Source organism: Nonomuraea insulae (assembly GCF_042656245.1).
The window spans coordinates 143,028-165,264 of the sequence record NZ_JBHSPA010000025.1; the positions used below are offsets into that span (position 1 = coordinate 143,028).

General features: G+C 69.7%; 23 protein-coding genes and 1 pseudogene. 17 read left to right on the forward strand and 7 right to left on the reverse strand.

Annotation, left to right across the window (positions count from 1 at the left end):
* Positions 1 to 79: 79 nt before the first annotated feature.
* The 4 genes from ACFPZ3_RS21680 to ACFPZ3_RS21695 all read left to right on the forward strand — a co-directional run bounded on the left by ACFPZ3_RS21680 (position 80) and on the right by ACFPZ3_RS21695 (position 3,594).
* Complete coding sequence (locus ACFPZ3_RS21680) at positions 80 to 1,420, forward strand: cytochrome P450 (protein WP_379516000.1); 1,341 nt, start codon at positions 80 to 82, stop codon at positions 1,418 to 1,420.
* Positions 1,356 to 2,138: an enoyl-CoA hydratase/isomerase family protein gene (locus tag ACFPZ3_RS21685; RefSeq protein ID WP_379516001.1), complete on the forward strand. Its 783-nt coding sequence runs from the start codon at positions 1,356 to 1,358 to the stop codon at positions 2,136 to 2,138. Before ACFPZ3_RS21680 ends, ACFPZ3_RS21685 begins: the two co-directional genes overlap by 65 nt.
* Before the next feature lie 27 nt (positions 2,139 to 2,165).
* Positions 2,166 to 2,954, forward strand: a complete 789-nt coding sequence (locus ACFPZ3_RS21690) for a GNAT family N-acetyltransferase (RefSeq protein ID WP_379516002.1) — start codon at positions 2,166 to 2,168, stop codon at positions 2,952 to 2,954.
* Between the two features lie 406 nt (positions 2,955 to 3,360).
* Positions 3,361 to 3,594: a hypothetical protein gene (locus ACFPZ3_RS21695; protein WP_379516003.1), complete on the forward strand. Its 234-nt coding sequence runs from the start codon at positions 3,361 to 3,363 to the stop codon at positions 3,592 to 3,594.
* 326 nt (positions 3,595 to 3,920) lie between these two features.
* Here the strand turns inward: ACFPZ3_RS21695 and ACFPZ3_RS21700 are convergent, their stop codons facing one another.
* Positions 3,921 to 5,129: an acyl-CoA dehydrogenase family protein gene (locus ACFPZ3_RS21700; protein ID WP_379516004.1), complete on the reverse strand. Its 1,209-nt coding sequence runs from the start codon at positions 5,127 to 5,129 to the stop codon at positions 3,921 to 3,923.
* Positions 5,130 to 5,285: 156 nt separating this feature from the next.
* On the opposite strand from ACFPZ3_RS21700, the gene ACFPZ3_RS21705 reads away from it, so the two are divergent.
* On the forward strand, positions 5,286 to 6,407 hold the full coding sequence (locus ACFPZ3_RS21705; RefSeq protein ID WP_379516005.1) for an MCE family protein: 1,122 nt from the start codon (positions 5,286 to 5,288) through the stop codon (positions 6,405 to 6,407).
* Between the two features lie 4 nt (positions 6,408 to 6,411).
* Here ACFPZ3_RS21705 and ACFPZ3_RS21710 read toward each other — a convergent pair whose 3' ends face one another.
* Positions 6,412 to 7,563 (reverse strand): MFS transporter, encoded by a 1,152-nt coding sequence (locus tag ACFPZ3_RS21710; RefSeq protein ID WP_379516006.1) that lies wholly within the window; start codon positions 7,561 to 7,563, stop codon positions 6,412 to 6,414.
* A 157-nt stretch (positions 7,564 to 7,720) separates the two neighbouring features.
* On the opposite strand from ACFPZ3_RS21710, the gene ACFPZ3_RS21715 reads away from it, so the two are divergent.
* Positions 7,721 to 8,293 carry a TetR/AcrR family transcriptional regulator gene (locus ACFPZ3_RS21715; protein ID WP_379516007.1) on the forward strand — a complete coding sequence of 191 codons (573 nt, stop codon included), beginning with the start codon at positions 7,721 to 7,723 and terminating at the stop codon, positions 8,291 to 8,293.
* 18 nt (positions 8,294 to 8,311) lie between these two features.
* Here ACFPZ3_RS21715 and ACFPZ3_RS21720 read toward each other — a convergent pair whose 3' ends face one another.
* Entirely contained in the window at positions 8,312 to 9,286 is a 975-nt protein-coding gene (locus ACFPZ3_RS21720) for a glucosyl-3-phosphoglycerate synthase (protein WP_379516008.1), read from the reverse strand.
* 340 nt (positions 9,287 to 9,626) lie between these two features.
* Here ACFPZ3_RS21720 and ACFPZ3_RS21725 point away from each other — a divergent pair, with 340 nt between their 5' ends.
* The 4 genes from ACFPZ3_RS21725 to ACFPZ3_RS21740 all read left to right on the forward strand — a co-directional run bounded on the left by ACFPZ3_RS21725 (position 9,627) and on the right by ACFPZ3_RS21740 (position 14,645).
* A complete protein-coding gene (locus tag ACFPZ3_RS21725; RefSeq protein ID WP_379516009.1) occupies positions 9,627 to 12,467 on the forward strand; it encodes an AfsR/SARP family transcriptional regulator in 2,841 nt (946 codons plus the stop codon).
* 175 nt (positions 12,468 to 12,642) lie between these two features.
* Entirely contained in the window at positions 12,643 to 13,125 is a 483-nt protein-coding gene (locus ACFPZ3_RS21730) for a MarR family winged helix-turn-helix transcriptional regulator (protein ID WP_379516010.1), read from the forward strand.
* A gap of 158 nt (positions 13,126 to 13,283) precedes the next feature.
* The gene (locus tag ACFPZ3_RS21735; RefSeq protein WP_379516011.1) at positions 13,284 to 13,709 is read left to right on the forward strand and encodes an aldo/keto reductase; all 426 of its coding nucleotides are present in this window, start codon (positions 13,284 to 13,286) and stop codon (positions 13,707 to 13,709) included.
* Between the two features lie 21 nt (positions 13,710 to 13,730).
* Positions 13,731 to 14,645: an LLM class flavin-dependent oxidoreductase gene (locus ACFPZ3_RS21740; protein WP_379516012.1), complete on the forward strand. Its 915-nt coding sequence runs from the start codon at positions 13,731 to 13,733 to the stop codon at positions 14,643 to 14,645.
* A gap of 71 nt (positions 14,646 to 14,716) precedes the next feature.
* On the opposite strand, the gene ACFPZ3_RS21745 is transcribed toward ACFPZ3_RS21740, so the two are convergent.
* On the reverse strand, positions 14,717 to 15,280 hold the full coding sequence (locus ACFPZ3_RS21745; RefSeq protein ID WP_379516013.1) for a GNAT family N-acetyltransferase: 564 nt from the start codon (positions 15,278 to 15,280) through the stop codon (positions 14,717 to 14,719).
* 65 nt (positions 15,281 to 15,345) lie between these two features.
* On the opposite strand from ACFPZ3_RS21745, the gene ACFPZ3_RS21750 reads away from it, so the two are divergent.
* A complete protein-coding gene (locus tag ACFPZ3_RS21750; RefSeq protein ID WP_379516014.1) occupies positions 15,346 to 15,504 on the forward strand; it encodes a hypothetical protein in 159 nt (52 codons plus the stop codon).
* Between the two features lie 150 nt (positions 15,505 to 15,654).
* Here ACFPZ3_RS21750 and ACFPZ3_RS21755 read toward each other — a convergent pair whose 3' ends face one another.
* Together ACFPZ3_RS21755 and ACFPZ3_RS21760 are read right to left on the reverse strand one after the other, a co-directional pair.
* Entirely contained in the window at positions 15,655 to 15,942 is a 288-nt protein-coding gene (locus tag ACFPZ3_RS21755) for a hypothetical protein (protein WP_379516015.1), read from the reverse strand.
* 232 nt (positions 15,943 to 16,174) lie between these two features.
* Positions 16,175 to 16,294 (reverse strand): annotated as a pseudogene (locus tag ACFPZ3_RS21760) (ATP-binding protein); the annotation flags it as partial.
* A 197-nt stretch (positions 16,295 to 16,491) separates the two neighbouring features.
* Here ACFPZ3_RS21760 and ACFPZ3_RS21765 point away from each other — a divergent pair.
* The 6 genes from ACFPZ3_RS21765 to ACFPZ3_RS21790 all read left to right on the forward strand — a co-directional run bounded on the left by ACFPZ3_RS21765 (position 16,492) and on the right by ACFPZ3_RS21790 (position 21,271).
* Positions 16,492 to 17,634: a branched-chain amino acid ABC transporter substrate-binding protein gene (locus tag ACFPZ3_RS21765; protein WP_379516016.1), complete on the forward strand. Its 1,143-nt coding sequence runs from the start codon at positions 16,492 to 16,494 to the stop codon at positions 17,632 to 17,634.
* A complete protein-coding gene (locus ACFPZ3_RS21770; RefSeq protein ID WP_379516017.1) occupies positions 17,631 to 18,524 on the forward strand; it encodes a branched-chain amino acid ABC transporter permease in 894 nt (297 codons plus the stop codon). The genes ACFPZ3_RS21765 and ACFPZ3_RS21770 overlap by 4 nt, the downstream gene beginning before the upstream one ends.
* Positions 18,521 to 19,498 carry a branched-chain amino acid ABC transporter permease gene (locus ACFPZ3_RS21775; RefSeq protein ID WP_379516018.1) on the forward strand — a complete coding sequence of 326 codons (978 nt, stop codon included), beginning with the start codon at positions 18,521 to 18,523 and terminating at the stop codon, positions 19,496 to 19,498. Before ACFPZ3_RS21770 ends, ACFPZ3_RS21775 begins: the two co-directional genes overlap by 4 nt.
* On the forward strand, positions 19,495 to 20,262 hold the full coding sequence (locus tag ACFPZ3_RS21780; protein WP_379516019.1) for an ABC transporter ATP-binding protein: 768 nt from the start codon (positions 19,495 to 19,497) through the stop codon (positions 20,260 to 20,262). The genes ACFPZ3_RS21775 and ACFPZ3_RS21780 overlap by 4 nt, the downstream gene beginning before the upstream one ends.
* Positions 20,255 to 20,962 (forward strand): ABC transporter ATP-binding protein, encoded by a 708-nt coding sequence (locus ACFPZ3_RS21785; protein WP_379516020.1) that lies wholly within the window; start codon positions 20,255 to 20,257, stop codon positions 20,960 to 20,962. The genes ACFPZ3_RS21780 and ACFPZ3_RS21785 overlap by 8 nt, the downstream gene beginning before the upstream one ends.
* Positions 20,963 to 21,025: 63 nt before the next feature.
* Entirely contained in the window at positions 21,026 to 21,271 is a 246-nt protein-coding gene (locus ACFPZ3_RS21790) for a hypothetical protein (RefSeq protein ID WP_379516021.1), read from the forward strand.
* Here the strand turns inward: ACFPZ3_RS21790 and ACFPZ3_RS21795 are convergent.
* Complete coding sequence (locus ACFPZ3_RS21795; RefSeq protein ID WP_379516022.1) at positions 21,268 to 22,137, reverse strand: CPBP family glutamic-type intramembrane protease; 870 nt, start codon at positions 22,135 to 22,137, stop codon at positions 21,268 to 21,270. The genes ACFPZ3_RS21790 and ACFPZ3_RS21795 overlap by 4 nt on opposite strands.
* Positions 22,138 to 22,237: the final 100 nt, after the last annotated feature.

Consider the following 22,237-nt stretch of genomic DNA (forward strand, 5'->3'; position numbering starts at 1 on the left):
TGATTACTCTCGGCAACATACTTCAAGCGGAGAGTAATGACACCGCTGATAACAAACCGTTAAGAGTAAACTACTCTGAGTGACTGAACTCATGGCCGGCCTCCCGGCGGCCCCAGATTGCCGGGCGGCGATCGGGCTTCTCCGGCGGCTGCGACACGGGCCGGGCAGGCAGGACCCGTACCCGATCTACGCGGAGCTGCGCGGCCTCGGCCCGGCGATCCCGACTCCCTGGGGCGGCCTGCTGCTCCCCGGTTTCGAGGAATGCTCCAGCGTGATCAAGGACAAGAGCTGGCTGGTGCCGAGCGCCGTCTGGCGGGATGAGCACACCGAGGGCTGGCGATCCGGGCTCGCCGCGGTGGAGTGCACGCGAGGCATGCTCCAGCTCGATCCCCCCGAGCACACCTGGCATCGCCAGGCCGCCACCCACCGGCTGACCCGCCGGGCGCTGGAACGGCTGCGCCCCGCCGTCGTCCGGCATGTCGGCGCCTGCCTGGACACCCTGAACGACGACCTGGAGCGGGACGGACACGCCGACTTCGTCGCCACCGTCGCCGACGCCCTGCCCATGGCCGTGCTGTGCGAACTGATCGGCCTGCCCGTCGCCGACCGTGACCTGCTGCGCGGCCTGGTCTTCGACTACACCCAGGTGCTGGACCTGTCCCCCAGCCCCGCCCAGGCCAGGCGGGCCGACCAGGCGGCCGGGACGCTGGGCGCGTACATGAGCGAGGCCATCGAGCGGCGCCGCCGCCAGGCCCGAGACGACCTGCTCACCGAGCTGGTACGAGCCCAGGACGGCGGCGAGCAGGCGGAGCCCGAATTGGCCAGGGCGGTGGCCACCGTCATCCTCGTCGGCGGCCAGGAAACGGTATCCGGCCACCTGTCGGCGATGGTGCCCGCGCTGGCCGGCCACGCCGACCAGGCCGCCTGGCTGAGGGCGCATCCCGAGGCGGTCCCCGGCGCGGTGGAAGAGCTGCTGCGCTGGGACCCGCCGCTCCAGATGACGCACCGGGTCGCCGGTCAGGACACCGGCATCGCGGGCATCCCCGTCCCGCGTGGCACCCTCGTACACCTGCTGATCGGATCGGCGCAACGCGACTCCGCCGCGGTCGCCGACGCCGACCGGCTGGACCTGCGGCGCTCCCCCACCGCCGCCCTGAGCTTCGGCGCCGGCCCGCACTACTGCCTCGGCGCGGCCCTGGCCCGCATGCTGGGCGGCGAGTTCCTCACCGCCCTGCTCCGGCGGTGTCCTCCGCTCCGGCCGGCCGCCCCGCCCCAGCGCCCCGGCGGGGTGACCTTCCGCGGCATGACGCGGCTCCTCGTCGTTCCCGATCACCGCAACGCCGGAGAGGACCGCCATGACCGCGGCCACAGAGCCACCTTCCACACAGACCGCCGGGGCAGAGCCCGCGATCACCTGTGAACGGCGGGGGCCCCTGGCCACGATCCGGCTGAACCGGCCGCGAGAGCACAACACCCTGACCACCGCCATGTTGCGGGACCTGGCCGCCACCGTGGAACGCCTGCACGACGAATCCGGCCAGGAGGTGCGCGTCATCGTGCTGTCCGGCCAAGGGCCGTCGTTCTGCCGGGGCGCGGACATCCCGGAGATGATCGGCGCCGACCGGCGGGCCGTGCGCGCGGCCGTGGAGGCGGGCCGGCGCGCCTGCCGGGCGCTGGCGGAAAGCCCGGCCATCACCGTCGCGCAGGTGCACGGCAAGGTGATCGGCGCCGGCATCTGCCTGGCCGCCCACTGCGACCTGCGCGTCAGCTGCGCGAGCGCCACGTTCCGCCTGCCCGAGCTCACCATCGGCGTCCCCGCGCTGTGGGGCGGCGCGGGGCCCCGCCTGGCGATGGAGATCGGCGTCTCACGGCTGCGGGAGCTGGTCCTGACCGGCGACGTGATCGACGCCGCGACCGCCCGCGCGTACGGGCTCGTCCACCGTGTGGCGCCCGTGGGAGACCTGCACGAGACGACCACCGCCCTGGCCGGCCGCCTGGCCCGCCGCGACCCCACGGCGGTGCGGCTCACCAAGACGGCCTTCCGCGCCGCCGAATCCGCCTGCCGTCAGGGAGACATCACCGCGACCGACGCCGAACTGTTCGCCTACGCCCTGCCCGGCACGGTCGCCACCGGCTGACCATATAAACCCGTACTGTTCTGTTCCATGACAGACATCGACAACTTGCTCACGGCCTATGACGAGCAGATGCGGGAAGCGCCGCTCAGCCCGCCCGCCGGCGTCACCTACGAACGGGACGGTTCGCTGCTGCGGATCGTCGGCCAGTTCCGTGGCTTCGTCAGCACCCCGCGTGACATCGGGGTACGCGGCTCCGAGCTCGACCGGCTGATCGCCCGCCAGCGCGACTACTTCGCGGCGCGCGATCAGGCGGTCGAGTGGAAGACCCGCGAGCACGACCAGCCGGCCGACCTCACCGACCGGCTGCGCGCCGCGGGCTTCATCCCGGAGGAGCGGGAGACGGTCCTCATCGGCCTCGCCGAGGAGATGACCGCGGCGCCGGCCCTGCCGGACGGTGTCACTCTGCGGCGGGTGAGCCAGGACGCCGACATGCATCGCATCGCCGCCATGGAATCGGCCGTCTGGGGACAGGACTGGGGGTGGCTCGGCGACGACCTGATCGCCCGGGTCTCGGCGGCCCCTGACGAGATCGCCGTCCTCGTGGCCGAGGCGGGCGGCGAGGTGGTCTCCGCGGCCTGGCTGGTGTTCCGCCCGGGAACCGAGTTCGCCAGCCTGTGGGGCGGCTCGACGCTGGCCGCGTGGCGCGGCCGGGGCGTCTATCGTGCGCTGGTCGCCACCAGAGCCGAACTCGCCGCCGCCCGCGGCGCCAGGTTTCTGCACGTGGACGCATCGGATGACAGCGCCCCGATCCTGCGGCGGCTCGGCTTCCACGCCGTGACCACCACGACTCCGTACGTGTGGTCACCCCAAAACTGAGATCAGCCGGGCCGCCGGTGTCGGCAAGGGCCGGTCTACCTCTACTGGCCCAGAAAGGAAGACCTCATCCGCGACCTGTTGTCCCTCATGGATGAGGGCATCAGCCGCCTCACCGCCGAACCGGCCACCGCGCCGCCCGGCGTCGACGACCCCGAAGCGGTTCTCGCCGCGTGCTTTGCCGGGTCGGCCGCTCTTTCCGTCACCTTGTACCCGGCGGCCTGGACTGGTGTCACGCTTCCGATGAGGACTATCGCGCCGGCCGCCCCCGCAGCCAGAGCCCGTACGAGTTTGCCCAGTGTCGATTGCCACTGGCAGCATTGATCAAGTGCGCTTACTCTGACGTCAAATAGGCACATGGCCCGGTCTTTCCTGGCCGGGCCGCCCAATCGGCCTCGGAGGAACCTCCATGCGATTCAAGCGAGGGGTTTCAGCGGCGGCGCTGATCGCCGGCGCACTCGCTCTCGGCGCGACCCCGGCCCACGCCATCCCTCCTCCCCCGCCAGGGGGCGACCTCCTCATCGTCTTCAGCTACTACAGCGGCGAGCAAGTCATCGGGCAGCGCTGGTCCGGGTGCAGTCAACCTCCGGGCCAGTGGGGGAGCCTGGACGGCACGCTGAAAGTCTTCTTCACGCCCTGCTGAGCCGCGAAGAGCGCCGGCGGCCCGCACCCCCGCGGCGGACCGCCGACGAGCTGGTGTGGTTACTTACCGACGGCGGCCTTGACCGCCGTAGACGGCCGGAACCGCATGCCCCCCTCGCATCCGCAGCCTGAAACCCATGGCGGTCGCCGATGAGCAGGATGGCGACCGCCATGTGCCTGTTCCAGGCCGCCTCGACGAAGGCGGCGTACGCGGCGTCTTCCGTTGGATCACTCACATGGCCTCAACGCGAAGGTGCCGGAAAAGGTTGGCAGAAGGGCAGAATCATTGCCGCGTGATTTGATCTAACCCTTTGAGGTGCGAAGTCCTCACCGGACCGGCAGGCCGGTGACCGCGCGGCCGATGATCAAGCGCTGGATCTCCGACGTGCCCTCGAAGATCGTGTAGATCTTGGCGTCCCGGTGGAAGCGCTCCACCGGATGCTCCCTGGTGTACCCGGCGCCCCCCAGGATCTGGATCGCCTGCTCCGTCACCCACACCGCCGTCTCCCCCGCCACGAGCTTCGACATCGACCCCTCGGCCTGCTCGAACTGCCGGCCGTGGCGGGCCATCCACGCCGCCCGCCACGTCAGGAGCCGGGCCATGTCCACCCGCGTGGCCATCTCGGCGAGCAGGAAGGCGATGGCCTGGTTCTCGCCGATCTTGCGGCCGAACTGCTCGCGTTCGCGGGCGTAGTCCCTGGCGTACTCGAAGCCCGCCCGCGCGATCCCCACCGCCATCGCCGCCACCGACGGCCGGGTGGTCTCGAACGTGCGCATCGCCGCCTGCTCCCCGCCCCGCTCCCCCTTTCGTACGCGGGCCAGCCGCGCCTCCAGCTTCTCCTCGCCCCCGAGCAGGCAGGACCCGGGCACGCGTACGTCCTTCAGGACCACCTCGGCCGTGTGGGAGGCGCGGATGCCGTGTTTGCGGAACTTCTGCCCCATGGACAGACCCGGCGTGCCCGGCGGGACGACGAACGACGCCTGGCCCCTGGTGCCGAGCGACGGATCGACGGAGGCCACGACGACGTGGACGTCGGCGATGCCGCCGTTGGTGGCCCAGGTCTTGACGCCGTTCAGCACCCAGTCGCCTCCGTCGCGGACGGCGCGGGTGCGGATGGCGCCGATGTCGGAGCCGGCGTCGGGCTCGGAGGCGCAGAACGCGCCCAGCTTGACGTCGTTCTCCGTGCCGAACATGTGCGGCAGCCACTCCCCCATCTGCTCGGGGGTGCCGTTCGAGGCCAGGGCGGCGGCGGCCAGGCCGGTGCCGGTGATCGACAGGCCGATGCCCGCGTCACCCCAGAAGATCTCCTCGAACGCCACCGGCAGCGCCAGCCCGCTCTCCTCGAACCACTGGGTGGCGAAGAAGTCGAGGGAGTACAGCCCGATCTTGGCCGCCTCCTGGATGACCGGCCAGGGGGTCTCCTCACGCTCGTCCCATTCGGCGCCGGCCGGGCGGATCACGTCGCGGGCGAAGTCGTGCACCCAGTCACGTACGCCGACGACGTCGTCACTGAGCTCCGGGCAGAACCCCGTCATGTGCCGCACTCCTCAAGCCGAGCCGTTACCGGTGGTAACACCTTACCGGCCGGTAGCCCCGCCAGGAATGCCCGTCCGCGATCCGGATCGGGCACAGGCCGACGGTCAACTCTGGGTAATATCTCGCTCACTCGATGAACACGGGAGGATCCGGAGTTGAACCGCTGGCTGATCGTGCTGCTGGCCCTCCTCGCGGCCGGGGCCGGTTACCTGGTGCTCGAACCGGCGGGCACGGTGCGGGCGACGGCGTACTTCGACCGCGCCGTGGGCCTCTATCCGGGCTCCGACGTGCGGGTGCTCGGCGTCAGGGTGGGGCGGGTCAGCGCGGTCACGCCGGAGGGCGGGCGGGTGCGGGTGGAGCTGGAGTACGACGCCGGGCGCAAGGTTCCGGCGGACGCGCAGGCGGTCATCGTGGCCAGGTCCGTCATCGCCGACCGGTATCTGCAGCTCGCTCCCCCGTACACCTCCGGGCCGGCGCTGGCGGATGGCGCGACGATGCGCGAGGGGCGCTCACCGGTGGAGATCGACGAGGCGCTGCGGGCGTACGACGAGCTCGTGGTGGCGCTCGGCCCGCGCGGCGCGAACGCGGAGGGCGCCTTGTCGCGGCTGCTCCAGGTGTCGGCGGGCACCTTCGGCGGGCGGGGCGAGAGCGCGGGCGCCACCGTGCGCGGGCTGTCCGACGCGGTGTCCGCGCTGGCCGGGAGCGGCGACGACGCGTCGCGGACGGTTCGCGACCTGGCCGTCGTCACGGGCGCGATGGCCCGCGACGACGCCGAGATCAGGGCGTTCATGAAGGATCTGGCGGGCGTCTCGCGGCAGCTCGACGGCGAGCGCGAGGAGCTGCGGGCCGTCCTGCGGGGCCTGTCCGGCACGCTCACGCGGGTCGCCGGCTTCGTCGAGGACAACCGGGGCGAGATCGCGGCCGGCACGCGCGACCTCGCCAGGCTCACCAGGCTTCTGGTACGCCAGCGCGAGTCGATCGAGACCTTCCTCGACACGGCCCCGCTCGCGCTGAACAACGCGAACAACGCGTACGACGCCACCAGCGGCACCTTCCGCACCAGGATCAACCTCAACGGCCAGACCGACGACGTCGCCATGTGGCTCTGCTCCCTCGCGCACTCCGTGGGCGGAGACTGCGAAGCGCTGCTCAAGCCCCTCGGTCCGGCGGGGCGGGCGCTGGGCCGGGCGGCGATCGACACGTCGTGGCTGGTGCCGGACGTCCGCGTCGATCGCCCCGACTTCACCCTCGGCGGCCTGCTGCGCCTGCCCGGCTGACCGCTCACCGCGCAGCGCGGGCCGTCCTGGTCGAGGCCAGGGCCGCCAGGACGGCCAGGGCCATGCCGATCGCCAGGCCGTACATCAGCGGGGTGAACCCGCCGAACGCGGCGGCCACCTGCGGGCCGATGCTGCCGCCGATCGCGAGCGCGAAGGAGAACAGCGCCAGCGCCGTCCCGCGCGACGGCCCGGCGTCGGCGGAGATGGCCTCGTTCATGCTGGGCAGTCCGCCGGTGATGGCGGCGACGTACAGGGCGAGCAGGACCACCAGCACGGCCGTGCCGGTGAAGCCGATGGCCGCCAGCACGAGGGCGGCGGCCGCGTAGAACGCCATCACCCTGGCCGTCGCGCGGAACCGGGCCAGCCACGGCATGACGACGGGCACCAGCACGATCGCCGGCAGGCCCGCCGCGCGCAGGGCGAGCAGGTCGGCGGGCGAGCTGACGCCGTAGATCTGCAGGCCGGTGTACACCGCCACGAAGCTGACCATCAGCATGATCGTGGCCAGGTAACGCAGGGTGAGCACGCGGTGGAACAGCAGTCCTGGCAACGGGCGGTAGGCCGACAGCAGGCTCCCGGCCTTCTCGCGCGGCCGGTCGGGCAGCATGACGGCGCGCAGGCCGAGGGCGGCCACCGCGAACCCGGCCGCCGAGAGCGCGAACATCCCGCGCCAGCCGATCGTGTCCACGAGAAGCTGGGCGGCGACCTGCAACACCACGGCCGAGGCGAGGAACGCGCCGGTCACCGAGGCGATCGCGGCCACCCGGCGGCCCGGCTCCAGCCGCTCGGCCAGATACGCCATCCCGGCAGGCGGGAACGTCGCCACCGCCACACCCTGCAACGCCCGCAAGGCCATGGCCACCTCGGGTGAGGGACTCAACGCGACCAATGCCGTGGTGACGGCGGCCAGCGGCAATCCGATCATCAGGAGCCTGCGGCGGCCGTACCGGTCGGAAAGGGGGCCGAACACCAGGAAGCCGACGCCGTACCCGATGCCGAACGCGGTCACCAGCCAGGTCAGGCCGTCGGCCGAGGTCGCCCAGCCGGTGGCCATGTCGTGCAGGAGGGGGATCACGACGTACAACTGGCCGCTGACCAGGATGGCGGTCAGCGTGAAGGCCGTCAGCGTGCGGGCGAACGGAGCAGGGGTCGCCACAGCAGTTGCCGTTGGGGTTGCCGCTGGAGATGGGAGCGGCGGTGGGGTTCGGCGAAAGGTGAGTGTCATGAGCCGGGACGCTAGCCAACCAACTGGTTGGATGTCAACTGTTCAGTTGGTTCACAACCAACTAGTTGGTGGGGTTATGATGGGCGGCATGGCATCCAAGGTCTCGACCGCCGCCACCCGGGCCGCCCTGCTGGAGGCCGCGCGCGAGGAGTTCGCCGCGTACGGGGTGGCGGGCGCCCGCGTCGATCGCATCGCCGAGCGCGCCGGCGTCAACAAGGAACGCATCTACGGGCACTTCGGCAACAAGGAGAAGTTGTTCGACGCGGTCATCACCGAGGCACTCGACGACCTGACCGCCCAGATCGCGCTCCCGGGAGCCGACCCCGTCGACTACGCGGCCAAGCTGACCGACTACTACCACTCCCATCCCGACCTGGTGCGGCTCCTCATGTGGGAGGCGCTCAGCTACCGGGGCCAGGAGCTGCTGCCGGGGCAGGAGACCCGGGTGGAGCGCTGCGGCAGGAAGACGGCCTCACTGGCGGCCGGTCGCGGGGAGGAGCCCTCGGCGGACACGGCGCGGATGTTGTTCATGCTGACGGGGCTGGCGCTGTTCCCGTCGATGATGCCGCAGTTGGGGCGGATCATCCTCCGCGACGCGGCCGACGACCACGAGGCCATGCGCGACCAGGTCGCCGCCTTCGTCACCGCCGCCCTCAAGTAGCCCCCGCCTCGACGTCGGTCAGGCCGGCGCCCCGTTCCCGCCATGCGGGAACGCAGCTACCGGCGGGGCGTCGAGGGTGAGCATGGGCGGGCGTTCGCCGATGCCGACGTCCCTGGTCAGCACGTCGTGACGCTGGTCGTGACCCCTGCGGAACTGCGCCAGCCGTACCGAAGGCTCATGGCACGCCCGGATCTTCCCCTGCCGTTCCAGCCGGGACCACGCCGCGAGCATGATCTGCGAGGCCATGCCCCCGAGCGCCTCGGTGGACTGCGGCGCGTGCTCGCGCGAGCCCAGATCCACCTGGGCGAACCCGTCCAGGCCCGCCAGCTCCAGCAGGTCGATCAGCAGACCCAGCTCCACCCCGTAGCCGGTCAGGAACGGTACGCGTTCGAGGGCGGAGCGGCGGCCGGCGTATTCCCCCGCCAGCGGTTGCACGAAACCCGCCAGCTCCGGCCAGTGCAGGTTGATCAGGGGGCGGGCGACCAGCTCCGTGACCCGGCCGCCCCCGTTGGGGGCGCCGTCGAGCGGGCGGTCATAACAGCCCTTGGCGTACGCGACGGTCGGGTCAGCCAGCAACGGCCCGAGCACCCCACGTATCAAAGACGCCCGAAATTTCCGGATATCGGCGTCGGCGAACACCAGCACGTCCCCCGACGTGACCGCCAGCGACTTCCACAACGCCTCACCCTTGCCATCGAGCGGCTTGAGCTGCGGCAGGATCTCATCCTGCGCGTGCACCCGGGCCCCGGCCCGCGCGGCCACCCGCGCCGTGTCGTCGGTGGAGCCCGAGTCGATCACCACGAGCTCGTCGACCAGCGCGGCCAGCTCCCGCAGGATCACCCCGACGATCTCCCCCACGGTCTCCCGTTCGTCACGGGCCGGCAGCACCACGCTGACGGTGGTCTCCCCCTTGGCGGCCACCAGGTCCCGGAGCGGCCAGTCCTCGGCGGACGAAGTACGGCATCGCAACCATCCGTGCACTTCAGGAAGCATGCGACCTCTCCCCCCGTGTCCCCACATATCAGTTTATGTGACGAGCCACCGTCACACCTGTCCCTCCACCCCCAGTCTCACCTGCGGTTATATGAGGATGATGGGTCCAGGTGGGAGACCGCGTGCATAAGACGCCCTCTCATCCCTCCCATTCGAGTGGCCGCCGTGCCCCGTAGACCGATCGACGGTATCGGGAAGGACGTCCGACATCGGCAGTTCGCCCACGGGCACGGCCCTGCGCGCGGGGATGACCGTGGACGTCGTGGGATCATCGGGTCCTTTCGGATGACCGGTGGCGGGGCGCGGGCGCTCGGTGCGATCGTGGCGTTAACCTGGGACTATGCGCTTCGGGGTGCTCGGCCGGGTGCAGGTGTGGACGGCTGAGGGCGAGCTGGTGGCGGTGCCCGAGACCAAGGTGCGCGCGCTGCTGGCCGACCTGCTCGCCCATCAGGGCCGAGCCGTGCGGGCCAACCGGCTTATCGATGATCTATGGGGAGACGACCTGCCGGCCAATCCCACCGGCGCGCTGCAGGTGAAGGTGTCCCGGCTGCGGCATGCGCTGGAACAGGAGCCTGGTGGCGGCGAACTGGTCGTTTCCCGGCCGCAGGGATATTCGCTCGACATCGATCCCGGATCGACGGACGCCGGGCGGTTCACCGAGCTGATCGTCCGGGCTGAGGATGCGGCGGATCCCCGAACGCGGGTGGCGTTGCTGGACGAGGCGCTGACGCTGTGGCGCGGACCGGCATTCGCCGATTTCGCCGACAGCGGCTTCGTCCGGCCGACAGCCGATCGGCTGGAGGAGCAGCGGCTGTCCGCGCTGGAACTGCAGGCCGAGGTTCGGCTGGAGCTCGGCGAGCACGCGCTGCTCGCCGGCGACCTGATCGACCTCGTGGAACGTCATCCGCTGCGGGAAAGACTGCGGGCCGTGCAGGTGCGCGCGCTGTATCGGGCCGGGCGGCAGTCCGACGCGCTGGCCTCCTATGGGGACCTGCGCAAACGTTTGGCCGAGGACCTGGGCCTGGACCCCGGCCCAGAACTGGTGGCGCTCCACCAGGCGATCCTGGCTCAGGACCCCGCCCTGATGGCCGGCGCGGCGACGAACGTTTCCGGCGGGTATCCCGTCGGACGGCTGCCGGCGGAGGTGAGCGGCTTCATCGGACGCCGAGCCGAGGTGGCCCAGGTCAAGCGGCTGCTGTCGAATGCCCGGATCGTGACGCTGACCGGTACGGGCGGGGTCGGCAAGACGCGGCTGGCGCTGCGGGTGGCGGCCGAGGTGCGCGAAGATTATCCGGCCGGTGCCTGGCTGGTCGAGCTGGCCGCGGTGGAGAACCCTGAGCTGCTGGTGCACAAGGTCAGTGAGACACTCGACGTTCAGGATCGCTCGTCCCGTCCGCCGATGGAGGTGCTGTTCGATTTCCTGCACGGCAAACACCTGCTGCTTCTGCTGGACAATTGCGAGCACCTGATCGACGAGTGCGCTCTGCTGATCAAGTCGCTCCTACGCTTCTTGCCCGACCTGACCGTTCTCGCCACGAGCAGACAGGCATTGCGCATCGAGGGCGAACAGATCCTGGCCGTGCCCCCACTGGCGCTCGGTGAGAGCGGCGACGGCGTGGCCGGGGACAGCGAGGCCGTGCGCCTGTTCGCCGAGCGGGCGTCGGCGACATCGCCGGGATACGCGGTGACCGACGCGAGCCGTCCCGTGCTGGAGCGGATCTGCCGACGGCTGGACGGCATACCTCTGGCGATAGAGCTGGCGGCGGCGCGGATCAGGGTGCTCTCCGCGGAACAACTGCTGGAGCGGTTGGATGATCGGTTCCGGCTGCTGAGCAAGGGGGCGCGGCTGGCGCCGCCGCGACAGCAGACGCTGCGGTCCACGATCGACTGGAGCTACGGTCTCTGCACCGAACAGGAGCGGCTGCTGTGGGCGCGTGCCTCGGTGTTCGTCGACGGCATGGATCTGACCGCGGCCGAGGCGGTCTGCTCGGGAGACGGCGTCGAGCCCGCGGAGGTCATCGATCTGGTGGCCGGTCTGGTCGACAAGTCCATCCTGATCAGGGAAGAGCGCGCTCAGGAGGCGCGCTACCGGCTGCTGGAGACGCTGCGCGCGTACGGGCGTGATCGGCTGCGGGAGTCCGGCGCGGACACCGGATTCCGCTCCCGCCATCGGGACTGGTACCGAGAGCTGGTGCACGAGGGTGAACGCCAGTGGCTCGGGCCGGGTCAGGTCGAGTTGTTCGCCCGGCTGCGCGAGGAGCAGGGCAATATCCGGGCCGTTCTCGACCAGTGCGTCACCGAGCCCGGTGGCGCCCAGGTCGGACTGACCATGGCCGCGGACCTCTGCTCATATTGGATCGCCGCCGGCTCCCTGCGCGAAGGGCGGCGCTGGCTCGAGCTCACCCTCGCCCTCGACGACGCACCGACCATCGCTCGGGCAAGGGCCCTGAGTGTGAGTGCGCGACTGGCCGGCCTGCAGAACGACTTCGCCGCCGTGGAACCGATGCTGCACGAAGGTCAGCCACTGGCCGAACGTCTCGGCGAGGGGCAGAGTCGCGCGATGTTCACGCACGTGAGCGGGCTCCGCGCACTGTCCCGGCAGGATCTGCCCGGAGCCGTGGTGCTGTTCGAGCAGGCCCGGCGGCGGTATCTCGAATTGGACGACCCGATCTACGCCGCGCTGTCGCAGATGTACCTGGCCGCCGCTCATGCTCACCTCGACCATCAGGAAGAGGCCGCCTCGCTGTTCGCGGACGCTGTGTCGACCTGCGAGGCGCGCGGCGAGGTATGGCTGAGGTCCTATGCCCTGTGCATGTCGGCGATCAGTGCCTGGCGGGCAGGAGACGTGGCGAGCGCATACGAGCTGGCGCGGGAGGCGATGCGGCTGAAGCGGCCGTTCAACGACCGCATGGGGCTCGCGATGTGCGTGGACGTGATGGCCTGGATCGCCGCGCACGAACGCGACGACGAACGTGCCGCCGTGCTGCTCGGGGCGGTAGGCGCGCTGTGGCGTTCACTGGGCGGCACCCTCTCCGGTTACCTGACCGGATATCACCGGCAATGCGAGGAGATCACGCGTGCCCGCCTGGGCGGTACACAGTACGACGTCGCGCTGCGCCGCGGGGCAGGGTTGCACATGGATGCACTGGTCGAGCTCGCCCTGGGACGAGAGGTCGCGTAGCCGCCGATGATGCTCCGTGATGATCTGGGCGCTCCAGCCCTTCCTCCGTCGTCTCCAGCATGGGCCGGGCGGCTTCGACCCGCACTCTTTCGATCAGTGCTTTCGGCGAGAACCGGCGCCACCCTGCACACCCCAGATAGTTCGTCCTTCGAATTATAAATGTTACCCTGACCGGGTGAGTATTGATGATAATGGCCAGATCGGCGTGGTGGCCGCGCTGGTCCGGTCAACGTTCTTAGTGAATGCCGTGTACGCCGAGTCGGCCCGCGAATTTGGTCTCACCTCGCAGCAGGGCCAGTTGCTGTGCGTGCTGATGGCACAGCCGCACGGCATGAGCGAGCTGGGCGCGATGCTGGGGCTGGCGAAATCGAGCCTGACCGGCCTGGTGGACCGCAGCGAGCGCAACGGCTTGGTCCAGCGCAAACCAGACCCGCATGACTCGCGGGCGGTGCGGGTCGCGCTCACCCGGCAGGGCGGCAAGCTGGCCGAGAAGTTCTACGAAGAGACCTGCCGGCGAATCGAGAGGCTGACGGACGGACTCGAGCCCGCCGGCCGTGACACGCTCGCCGGCCTGCTCGGCCGCGTCGTACTGGACAACAAGGTCCCCGCGGTCTTCCTGGGTCCGGACGAAGGAGCCGCCGCCGACCGCGGGCACTGATATGGCGCCGCCTCGAACCGAACTTGTGGTTCGTGTGACGAACTACTATAGTTCGTCACACGAACCACAAGTTTTATTGCATTCGAGGAGCACACAATCATGAGTCGCACGGTCGTGGCCGTGGGTGGCGTTCACCGGCTACCGGCGCCACCTGAGTGGTGGCCACCGAGCTCTACCTGCCGACCGGCGACTGGCCCAACGAGCGGTTCCTGTCCGCGCCGCACATCCGGTGCGCCTGCGAGGCGTCGCTCAAGCGGTTGCGAACCGACTACATCGACCTGTACCAGATGCACCACATCGACCGGAACACGCCCTGGGAGGAGATCTGGGAGGCGTTCAGCGTCCTGCGCCAGCAGGGCAAGGTGCTCTACTTCGGCTCGTCCAACTTCGCCGGCTGGCACCTCGCCCAGGCTCAGGAGACCGCGCGGTCGAGGCACCTGCTCGGACTGGTCTCCGAACAGTCGATCTACAACTTGATGAACCGCTGGGTCGAGCTGGAGGTGCTACCCGCGGCAAGGCACGAGCTGTTCCCGCCGCTCGCGCCGAACGGCGCCAAAGCGGCGCCCGAGGCGTACGCCTCGTGACCCACCTAGAAAGGCAAGACAATGTCAGCACCACAAGTTCTGTTCGGCTTCGGCGCGCACAGCACTATTGACGAGGCGCCGGAGCTGCTGCGCATGGCTCAGCTGGCCGACGATGACGGGCTCGACCTGTTCTCGTTGTCGGACCATCCCTACCTCGGCGAGCGCCTGGACGCCTACGCCACCATCGGCTTCATCCTCGGGCATACGCGGCACATCGCCGGCTTCGCCAACGTCACCAACCTGCCGACCAGACCCGCTCCCATGCTGGCGCGGGCGGTGACGTCGCTGTCGGCGCTGTCGGGCGGCCGCGTCGTGCTCGGCATGGGCGCGGGCGGGCTGTGGGACCGCATCTCCGACATGGGGGTGGCGCGGCTGTCGCCGGGTGAGGCCGTGGACGCCTTCGAGGAGGCGATCGTCCTGATCAAGTCGCTGTCGGGTGGCGGCCCCCCGGTCACCCATCGGGGGCGCCACTACCAGGTGGAGCGGATCGACGCGGCCCCGGTGGCCGCACCTCCCGTGTGGACCGGATCGGTCGGCGCCAAGTCGCTGGCCGCCACAGGCCGCGTGGCCGACGGGTGGACCCCCGGCCACGCGGCGGACTGGCTGAGCGAGCGCTTCCGGACATCACGCCGGGTCATCGACGAGGCGGCGGCGGCCGTGGGCCGCGACCCCGGCGAGATCCGTACGATCTACAACTTCCCCGGACGCATCACCGACCGGCCGCTCACCACCACGCGTGACCGCGAAGGCCGCTGGATCGGCGGCTCGCCTGACCAGTGGGCCGAGGAGCTGACCGGCGCCGTGCTGGAGCACGGGGCGTCGGGCTTCATGCTCTTCTCCCCCAGCGGCGGAACCCCGGACATGGTCTCTCTCGGCCACTGGACCGCGGAGATCGTCCCGGCCATACGCGAAGCGATCGCCAAGCAGTGCGGTTGACACTTCGTGATCTGTGCCCATCGTACGGCCCGTGCGCGAGCGGTCGCGTGCCCTTCAGCGCGCGGGCCGTCTCAGGAGAGCTCCCTGACGAGTAGCTGGCCCGGCCATGTGCCCACCGAGAACGTCTCCGTTCTCCGGTAACCGCATGACTCGTAGAACTTCACCAGCTTCCCGCTGCCGCCCGCATAGCAGTCGACCCGGAGCCGGCCGCGTCCGAGCCGCCGAGCTTGCTGGTCGGCGACCATGAGGAGCCTGCGGCCTACGCCCCGTGCCTGGCGGGACCGGGCGCCGATGAGGAGGCGGATGTAGAGCTCATCGTCCATGGGCGGGACGTAATCGTGCGCGCCGCCGACGACGAGCGCTCCAAGCACGTTGCCGTCCTTGTCCTCCGCGATCCAGGAACCCGCCTCCGCACAGAATGCGCTGATCCTTGCGCGTCTCACCGGATCAGCCGACCACGGCGCGGTACCCCACTGGTGCACGTTGCCGATCGAGACGAACCATGCGATGGCATCGTCGATGAGCGTGAGCACGGATTCCGCGTCGCCCTCGAAACCGCGCCGGATGCGCAGGTCCGATTTCTCGCCTCCCAGCGGCGGCAGCTCTTGAAACATCGAGCCGGGCTGTTCCGTCACGAAACTTCTCTCCTTCGCGGTTGACAACGGGGTTCTTCCGCCCGACCGGCATGGAAACCTTGACCATGGCGAACGTGCTCAATCTTGCGGCAGGTCATGGCGAACAGGCCGCGTTGATGGAGCGTACGCAAGAATTGATCGGGTGCGAATGCTTCGGCGGCGCTGACGACACCCGCGGGGGGCCGGTCGTGGGCGACGGCAAGCCGAATGGCCGCCTCTGCTGAGGTGATGGCGCCTGTGCGCTAGATATCGTGACCGTGCAGGTGGCCGATGCGGGTTCCGCCGGTCGGCGACGGTGAAGGTCGATCATGCGCGTACCTGCGGGTCGAGGTGCTCGCTGGTGAACACCGCTTCCTCGGCGAAGGTCGCGGCGGTCATGAGGACGCGCACCGAATGGGCGGGGGCATGCCGGGGAATGGTGACGACCTCGCCGGCGGGATAGTCGGACAGGACAGGGACAACGTCGATCGGCGGCGGAAACGCGAATGACGTGGGGCCCGTCCCGCCCGGTAGGTCCCGTCGGTGTAGAGCACTCGGTCGGCGCCGTTCAACTGTGTGGCGGTGGTCTTCGACGCGAGGGTCATGCGCCAGCCGCTGATCGCGTAGGCCACGGTGACCAGCGGCACGATGATGCCGCCCCAGTGGTAGAACGTGTTCCTCAAGCTACGGGTTCCATGATCGATTTCCTTACTTCACAGGCTTCTACCAGTACGACAAGACAGCCCCTCGAAGTGTCAGGCGACCCGCGCGCCTGGGTACGCCATGTCGCAACAGCAGCGGGAAGCCATCGAATCGCCCGGCGCGTGGCTGACGAAGGTGGCCAGTCGCATCTGCCTCAACCTGCTCGGCACGGCGCGGGCAGGGCCGCCGTTCAGCGGTGAAGGTGCTGCAGGCTTACTTCGGCAGCCGTAGCACGAATCGGGCGCCGCCGGCCGACGAGTTCTCGGCGCGCAGGGTTCCGCCGTGCGCGAGCGCGATGTCGCGGGCGATCGCCAGGCCGAGCCCGGTGCCGCCGTGGGCACCTCATCATGGGCAAAAGAGCATTTAGGTGTGTCCAAAACTCCGCAAACACCCCTCCGGAGGAGTGCTCGCAGCACCGTACCGTGACCTGCCACCTGCACCTTAGGACGTTAACGGTCTGGTCTCGGAGCTTGACCTCTCCATGGACGCGCCGGTGAGATGTCACATATCACTCATGTGAGGAGAGTCTCATGCGCAAGGCGCACGTTGTCTCCCTGGCCGTGGCCGCACTGATGCTGGCGGGTTGCGGACAGGGCCTGCTTGGCGAAGGAGGCAGCGCCCAGCAGGCGGACAAGGGCCCCATCCTCCTGGGCATGCTCGTCCCCCAGTCGGGCAGCGAGGCCGCGATCGGCCCCTATATGACCAACGCGGCCCAGTTGGCCATCGACGAGATCAACGCCAAGGGCGGCGTCCTGGGCCGGCAACTGGAGCTCAAGACCGTCGACGACGCCTGTGACCCCCAGACAGCCGTCTCCGCCGCCAACAAGGTGGTGACCGAGGGCGTCGCCGTGTCCATCGGAGGCTACTGCTCGGGTGCCACGCTGCCCACGCTGCCGGTGTTCGGCAAGGCGAACATCCCCATGATCATCCCTGCCGCGAACTCGCAGGAGCTGGTCGACCAGAAGCTCAAGAACGTCTTCCTGATCAACGGCACCGGCACCCAGCAGGCCGAGGCGGCCGGCAAGTGGATCGCCAAGCAGGGCGCCACCAAGGTCGCGCTCATGCACGACAACACCAGCTACTCCAAGGACATCGCGGACCGCACCCAGCCGCTGCTGGGCGCCAAGGCGGTCATCACCGAAGCGGTCACCCCCAAGGAGAGCGACTACAGCGCCAACATCCACAACGTCCTTGACAAGAAGCCCGACTTCGTCTACTGGACGGGCTACTTCCAAGAAGGCGGGCTGATCATCAGGCAGCTGCGCCAGGCCGGGTACAAGGGCTCGATCATGGTCGCTGACGGCTCGGTCTCCGTGAAGCTGGGCGAGATCGCCGGCTCCGACGCCGAGGGCGTCTTCGCCACCATGACCCCGATCCCCGACACGCTGCCCGACGCCAAGGGCTGGATCGACTCCTACACCAAGAAGTTCAGCTCGGCGCCGGGCCCCTACTCCAACCAGGCCTACGACGCCGTGCGCCTGGCCGCCGAAGCGATCACCAAGGCAGGCGGCACCGACGGCGCCAAGCTCGTCTCGGCTCTGGAAGGCGTCAACGGGTTCTCGATGTTCTCCGGCCCGCTGAAGTTCACGCCCGAGCACACGCTCTCCGCCGGAGGTTTCCAGATCCTGGCGTGGAAGGGCGACAAGTTCGTCCTGCAGGACGCCCTGTCATGACACAGCTCGTCTGGAACGGCCTGTTCGTCGGCTCGTTCTACGCTCTGGTGGCGCTGGGCTACAGCATGGTCTACGGCATCATCAAGCTGCTCAACTTCGCCCACGGCGACCTCTACATGCTCGGCGCGTTCAGCGGCTTCGCCGTCCTGTCCGCGGTGGGTGGAGTCTCCACCGCGATGACGCTCCCCGTCCTGCTGGCCGTGCTGCTGCTGACCATGGTCAGCACCGGCCTGGCGGGCGTGGTCCTGGAGCGGGTGGCCTACCGCCCCCTGCGCGGGGCTCCTCGCCTGTCGCTGCTCATCACCGCCGTCGGGGCGTCCTTCGCCATCGAGTACGGCATGCGCTCCGCCGCCGGCCCCGACCCCAGGGTCTACCCGGTCCGGCTCAGCGGCACGCCGCTCGAGGTGCTCGGCGCCACGATCACCGTGCAGCAGCTCGTGCTCATCGGCGTCGCCGTCGTGCTCATGGCCGGTCTCAACCTGCTGGTCACCAGGACCCGCGAGGGCAGGGCCATGAGGGCGATCGCCCTGGACCCGCGCACCAGCTCGCTCATGGGCATCGACGTCAACGCCGTCATTTCCAGGACCTTCTTCCTGGGCTCGGCCTTGGCGGGCGCCGCCGGCGTGATGGCGGGCGCGTACTACGGGAAGATCGACTTCCTGATGGGGTTCCTCATCGGGCTGAAGGCCTTCACCGCGGCGGTCATCGGCGGCATCGGCAACATCCCCGGCACCATGCTCGGCGGCCTGGTGCTCGGCCTGCTGGAGTCCTTCGGCACCTATTGGCTGGGCGGCGAATGGCGGGACGTGTTCGCCTTCGGCGTCCTGATCCTGTTCCTGACCGTCAGACCGACAGGTCTGCTCGGAGAACGCGTGACGGAGCGGGTGTGAACGAGACCAAAGCCCCCGAAACCCCTCGCAAGCTCGGTGCCAAGGCCTCCAGGACCAGACTGTCGAAACTGTTCGACAACCGCTGGGCCGGACTCGCGGGGCTGCTGATCGCGCTGCTCGTGCCGTTCGTCAACGCCAGCGACTACATGCTGAGCATCATGACCAGCGCGGCGATCTTCGCGATGCTGGCGTCCGGCCTGAACATCGTGGTCGGCTACACCGGCCTGCTCGACCTGGGCTACGCCGCCTTCTTCGCGGTCGGCGCCTACACCAGCGGCGTCCTGTCGACCCGCTTTGACCTGCCGCTGCTGGCGACCGTGCCCGCCGTCATCGTCGTCACGGTCATCGCGGGGATCATCGTCGGCGCGCCAACGCTGCGCCTGCGCAGCGACTACCTGGCCATCGTGACGCTGGGGTTCGGCGAGATCATCCGCATCACCGCCAACAACCTGCCCGTCACGGGCGGTCCTTCCGGCATCTATGGCATCCCGAGCCTGATCGACAACCAGGCGGCCTTCTACTACATCACCGTGGCGATCGTCACGGTCGCGATCATCGGCGCCTCCCGCCTGGGCCGATCGCGTCTGGGCCGGGCGATGCGCTTCGTCCGGGAGGACGAGGACGCCGCCGAGGCCAGCGGCGTGCACACCTACCGGGTCAAGCTGGCCGCCTACATCGCGGGCGCGGTGTGGGGCGGGCTGGCGGGCGTGTTGTTCGCCGGCCAGCTGTCGGCCATCTCGCCCAACAGCTTCACCTTCCTGCAGTCGGCGCTCGTCCTGATGGCCGTGGTGCTCGGCGGCATGGGCTCGGTGCCCGGCGTCGTGCTCGGCGCGATCATCATCAGCCTGTTGCCCGAGCTGCTGCGCGGCGCGGCCGACTACCGCTTCTTCATCTTCGGCGTGCTGCTGATCATCGTGATGCTCGTCAGGCCACAGGGTCTGTGGCCGGCCCGTTCGAAGGAGGCCCTCAAGTGACGCTCCTCGAGGTGAGCGATCTACGGCTGGCCTTCGGCGGCCTGCTGGCCATCGACGGACTCAGCATCTCGGTGAACGAAGCCGAGATCGTCTCCGTCATCGGCCCGAACGGCGCGGGCAAGACCTCCGCCTTCAACTGCGTGACCGGCTTCTACCGGCCGACAGCCGGCGCGATCACCTTCGACGGGCGCTCCATGCTGGGCCTGCGGCCCTCGGCCGTCGCCGCGGCCGGCATCAGCCGTACGTTTCAGAACCTGCGGCTGTTCGGTGAGCTGTCCGTGCTCGACAACGTGCGCGCCGGCAGCCACCTGTGGCTCAAGCAGAGCGTCTTCGACGCGCTGCTGCACACCCCGCGCTATCGCCGCAGCGAGCGCGAGTGCACCGAGGCGGCCGGCCACTGGCTCGATTTCGTCGGCCTGCGCGGGGATCGCTACTCGGCCGCCCGCAACCTGCCCTACGGCGAGCAGCGCCGCGTGGAGATCGCCCGCGCGCTGGCCGGCAAGCCGCGCCTGCTTCTGCTCGACGAGCCCGCCGCGGGGCTCAACCACGCCGAGAAGGCCGAGATGCTCGACCTGATCAGGCGCATCCGTGACCTCGGCATCGCGATCGTGCTGATCGAGCACGACATGGGGCTGGTCATGCAGGTCTCCGAGCGCATCGTGGTGCTCAACTTCGGCAAGGAGATCGCCGACGGACATCCCGAACAGGTGCGCCGCGACCCCGCCGTGATCGAGGCCTACCTGGGGAGCGACGCCCATGCTTGAGATCAGCGACCTCGACGTCCACTACGACAGCGTGCACGCCGTACGCAGCCTGTCGCTGAGTGTCGGCGCCGGCGAGATCGTCGCCCTGCTCGGCAACAACGGCGCGGGCAAGACGACCACGCTGTCGGCGATCTCCGGCCTGGTACGGCCCAGCGGCGGCAAGGTCCTCCTGGAGGGCGAGGACATCACCGGCCGGCCCGCGCACAAGATCACCAGTCGGGGGCTCGTGCACTGCCCAGAAGGACGCAGGATCTTCAGCACGCTGACCGTGCACGACAACCTGCTGCTCGGCGGCTACCTCCTGCGCGACCAGGCAGAGCTCCACAAGCGCACCGACCGCGTCTACGATCTGCTGCCCCGCCTGGCCGAGCGCCGCGCCCAGCAGGGCGGCACGCTGTCGGGCGGCGAGCAGCAGATGCTCGCCATCGGCCGCGCGCTGGTGACGGGCCCCCGCCTGCTGCTGCTCGACGAGCCGTCGATGGGGCTGGCGCCGCTGGTCGTCGCCCAGGTGATGGACCTGATCGCCGACATCAACGCCGCGGGCACCGCCGTGCTGCTGGTGGAACAGAACGCCACCGCCGCCCTGAAGATCGCCCACAGGGGGTACGTCCTGGACAGCGGCCAGAGCACACTGTCGGGCACCGCGGACTCGCTGCGCTCCGACCCTCGAGTGATCGAGGCGTACCTCGGAGGAGCCTGATCCCCACGACCGGCCATCGCGCCGGCGGCGAGCCGTGTCAGGATCGCCGTGCAGATGAGGCCCGTGAATCGCGGTGCCGCCGCCGGAGTCCGTCCTGATCTGCTCGGCGATCTTCGCCGCCCGGTCCCCGGCCTTCGCGGTGACCTCGGCCTTGCCGAGGCGAACAGGACGTCGCTGGTCAGCGTGACGGTGACGGTCCTGTCGTCGCGGGTCTCGCTCTCGGTGGCGTCCAGGGACTCCACGGTGAGCCGGATGGTCTCGACGGCCGACTGGAGGAGGGTGACCACGTGGCTGGTGTTCGCCGGCTAGACCGCGAGTTTCCGGAATTGTCCTGTCACGATCAGCACGCCAAGCAGGACGGCCATGACGACCCAGCCCGGCCAGCCGGAAAGCGAGGTGTGGAAGGCGGGAACGGCGGCGCTCCCGGGCGTTCCGAGGACTGCGGGGAAGGCGGAGGCGATCAGGTTGGCCGCCGCGTGGGCGACGACCGCCGGCCAGATGCTTCCCGCGGCGAGACGTAGCCAGCCCAGCAGGGCGCCGAACAGCACCGACGCGATCGTGAAGGCGAGCACGGCCAGGGCGCCCGGCATGCCGGGATAGTGGTAGCCCTGCAAGGTGAACGGGGCGTGGAACACGCCCCAGATCACTCCGCTGATCAGCAGGCCGCGGCCGAGCCCGAGGGGGAGCAGCTTCGGCAGCAGGTAGCTCCAGCCGAACTCCTCGCCGAACGTCAGCACCATCCCGAGCGGGAAGATCAGCAGTTGCGAGGCGAGCATCCCCGCCAGACTCCCGAGCGGCAAGGGTTCATGGAAGGCGAAGCCGCCGGCAGCGGAGCTGACGGCTAACGCGGCCAGCGCCAGCAGCGGTGCGAGGAGCAGGCCGGCCAAGGTAAGGCCGGCCACCCGCGGCAGCGACCGCGATGACCGGACGCCCGTCTCCTTCAGCAGGTCACGCGGGCGACGCAGCTCTCCGGTCGCCGTCGCCGTGACGAGCACTCCCAGCGTCGGCGTGTACATCGCGATCATGAGGATGGCCGCGGCCGAGTCGCTGTGGAGGTCGCCGCCGCCGAACCAGACGACGGCTCCGGCGGCCCAGATGCCGCTGAAGGTGATGGCGAGGAACGCCGCGACTCTGGGCCATGGAACGGCGGGGCGGTGCAAGGTCGGTGTGGTCATGAGGACGGACGATAGGTCTCCTCCCGATCCGCTGACGATGCGGCAGACGGCCCGGCCGGACCTACAGCCCGCTGTAGTGCGCTCGTCGATCGCGTCGAGC

What these genes read in the sequence shown, in the direction of transcription:
- ACFPZ3_RS21785 (WP_379516020.1), top strand. Translation starts at nt 20,255, where the DNA reads ATGCTTGAGATCAGCGACCTCGACGTCCACTACGACAGCGTGCACGCC.
- ACFPZ3_RS21770 (WP_379516017.1), top strand. Translation starts at nt 17,631, where the DNA reads ATGACACAGCTCGTCTGGAACGGCCTGTTCGTCGGCTCGTTCTACGCT.
- ACFPZ3_RS21690 (WP_379516002.1), top strand. Translation starts at nt 2,166, where the DNA reads ATGACAGACATCGACAACTTGCTCACGGCCTATGACGAGCAGATGCGG.
- ACFPZ3_RS21750 (WP_379516014.1), top strand. Translation starts at nt 15,346, where the DNA reads ATGGCGAACGTGCTCAATCTTGCGGCAGGTCATGGCGAACAGGCCGCG.
- ACFPZ3_RS21720 (WP_379516008.1), bottom strand. Translation starts at nt 9,286, where the DNA reads ATGCTTCCTGAAGTGCACGGATGGTTGCGATGCCGTACTTCGTCCGCC.
- ACFPZ3_RS21725 (WP_379516009.1), top strand. Translation starts at nt 9,627, where the DNA reads ATGCGCTTCGGGGTGCTCGGCCGGGTGCAGGTGTGGACGGCTGAGGGC.
- ACFPZ3_RS21695 (WP_379516003.1), top strand. Translation starts at nt 3,361, where the DNA reads ATGCGATTCAAGCGAGGGGTTTCAGCGGCGGCGCTGATCGCCGGCGCA.
- ACFPZ3_RS21765 (WP_379516016.1), top strand. Translation starts at nt 16,492, where the DNA reads ATGCGCAAGGCGCACGTTGTCTCCCTGGCCGTGGCCGCACTGATGCTG.
- ACFPZ3_RS21685 (WP_379516001.1), top strand. Translation starts at nt 1,356, where the DNA reads ATGACCGCGGCCACAGAGCCACCTTCCACACAGACCGCCGGGGCAGAG.
- ACFPZ3_RS21700 (WP_379516004.1), bottom strand. Translation starts at nt 5,129, where the DNA reads ATGACGGGGTTCTGCCCGGAGCTCAGTGACGACGTCGTCGGCGTACGT.
- ACFPZ3_RS21795 (WP_379516022.1), bottom strand. Translation starts at nt 22,137, where the DNA reads ATGACCACACCGACCTTGCACCGCCCCGCCGTTCCATGGCCCAGAGTC.
- ACFPZ3_RS21715 (WP_379516007.1), top strand. Translation starts at nt 7,721, where the DNA reads ATGGCATCCAAGGTCTCGACCGCCGCCACCCGGGCCGCCCTGCTGGAG.
- ACFPZ3_RS21740 (WP_379516012.1), top strand. Translation starts at nt 13,731, where the DNA reads ATGTCAGCACCACAAGTTCTGTTCGGCTTCGGCGCGCACAGCACTATT.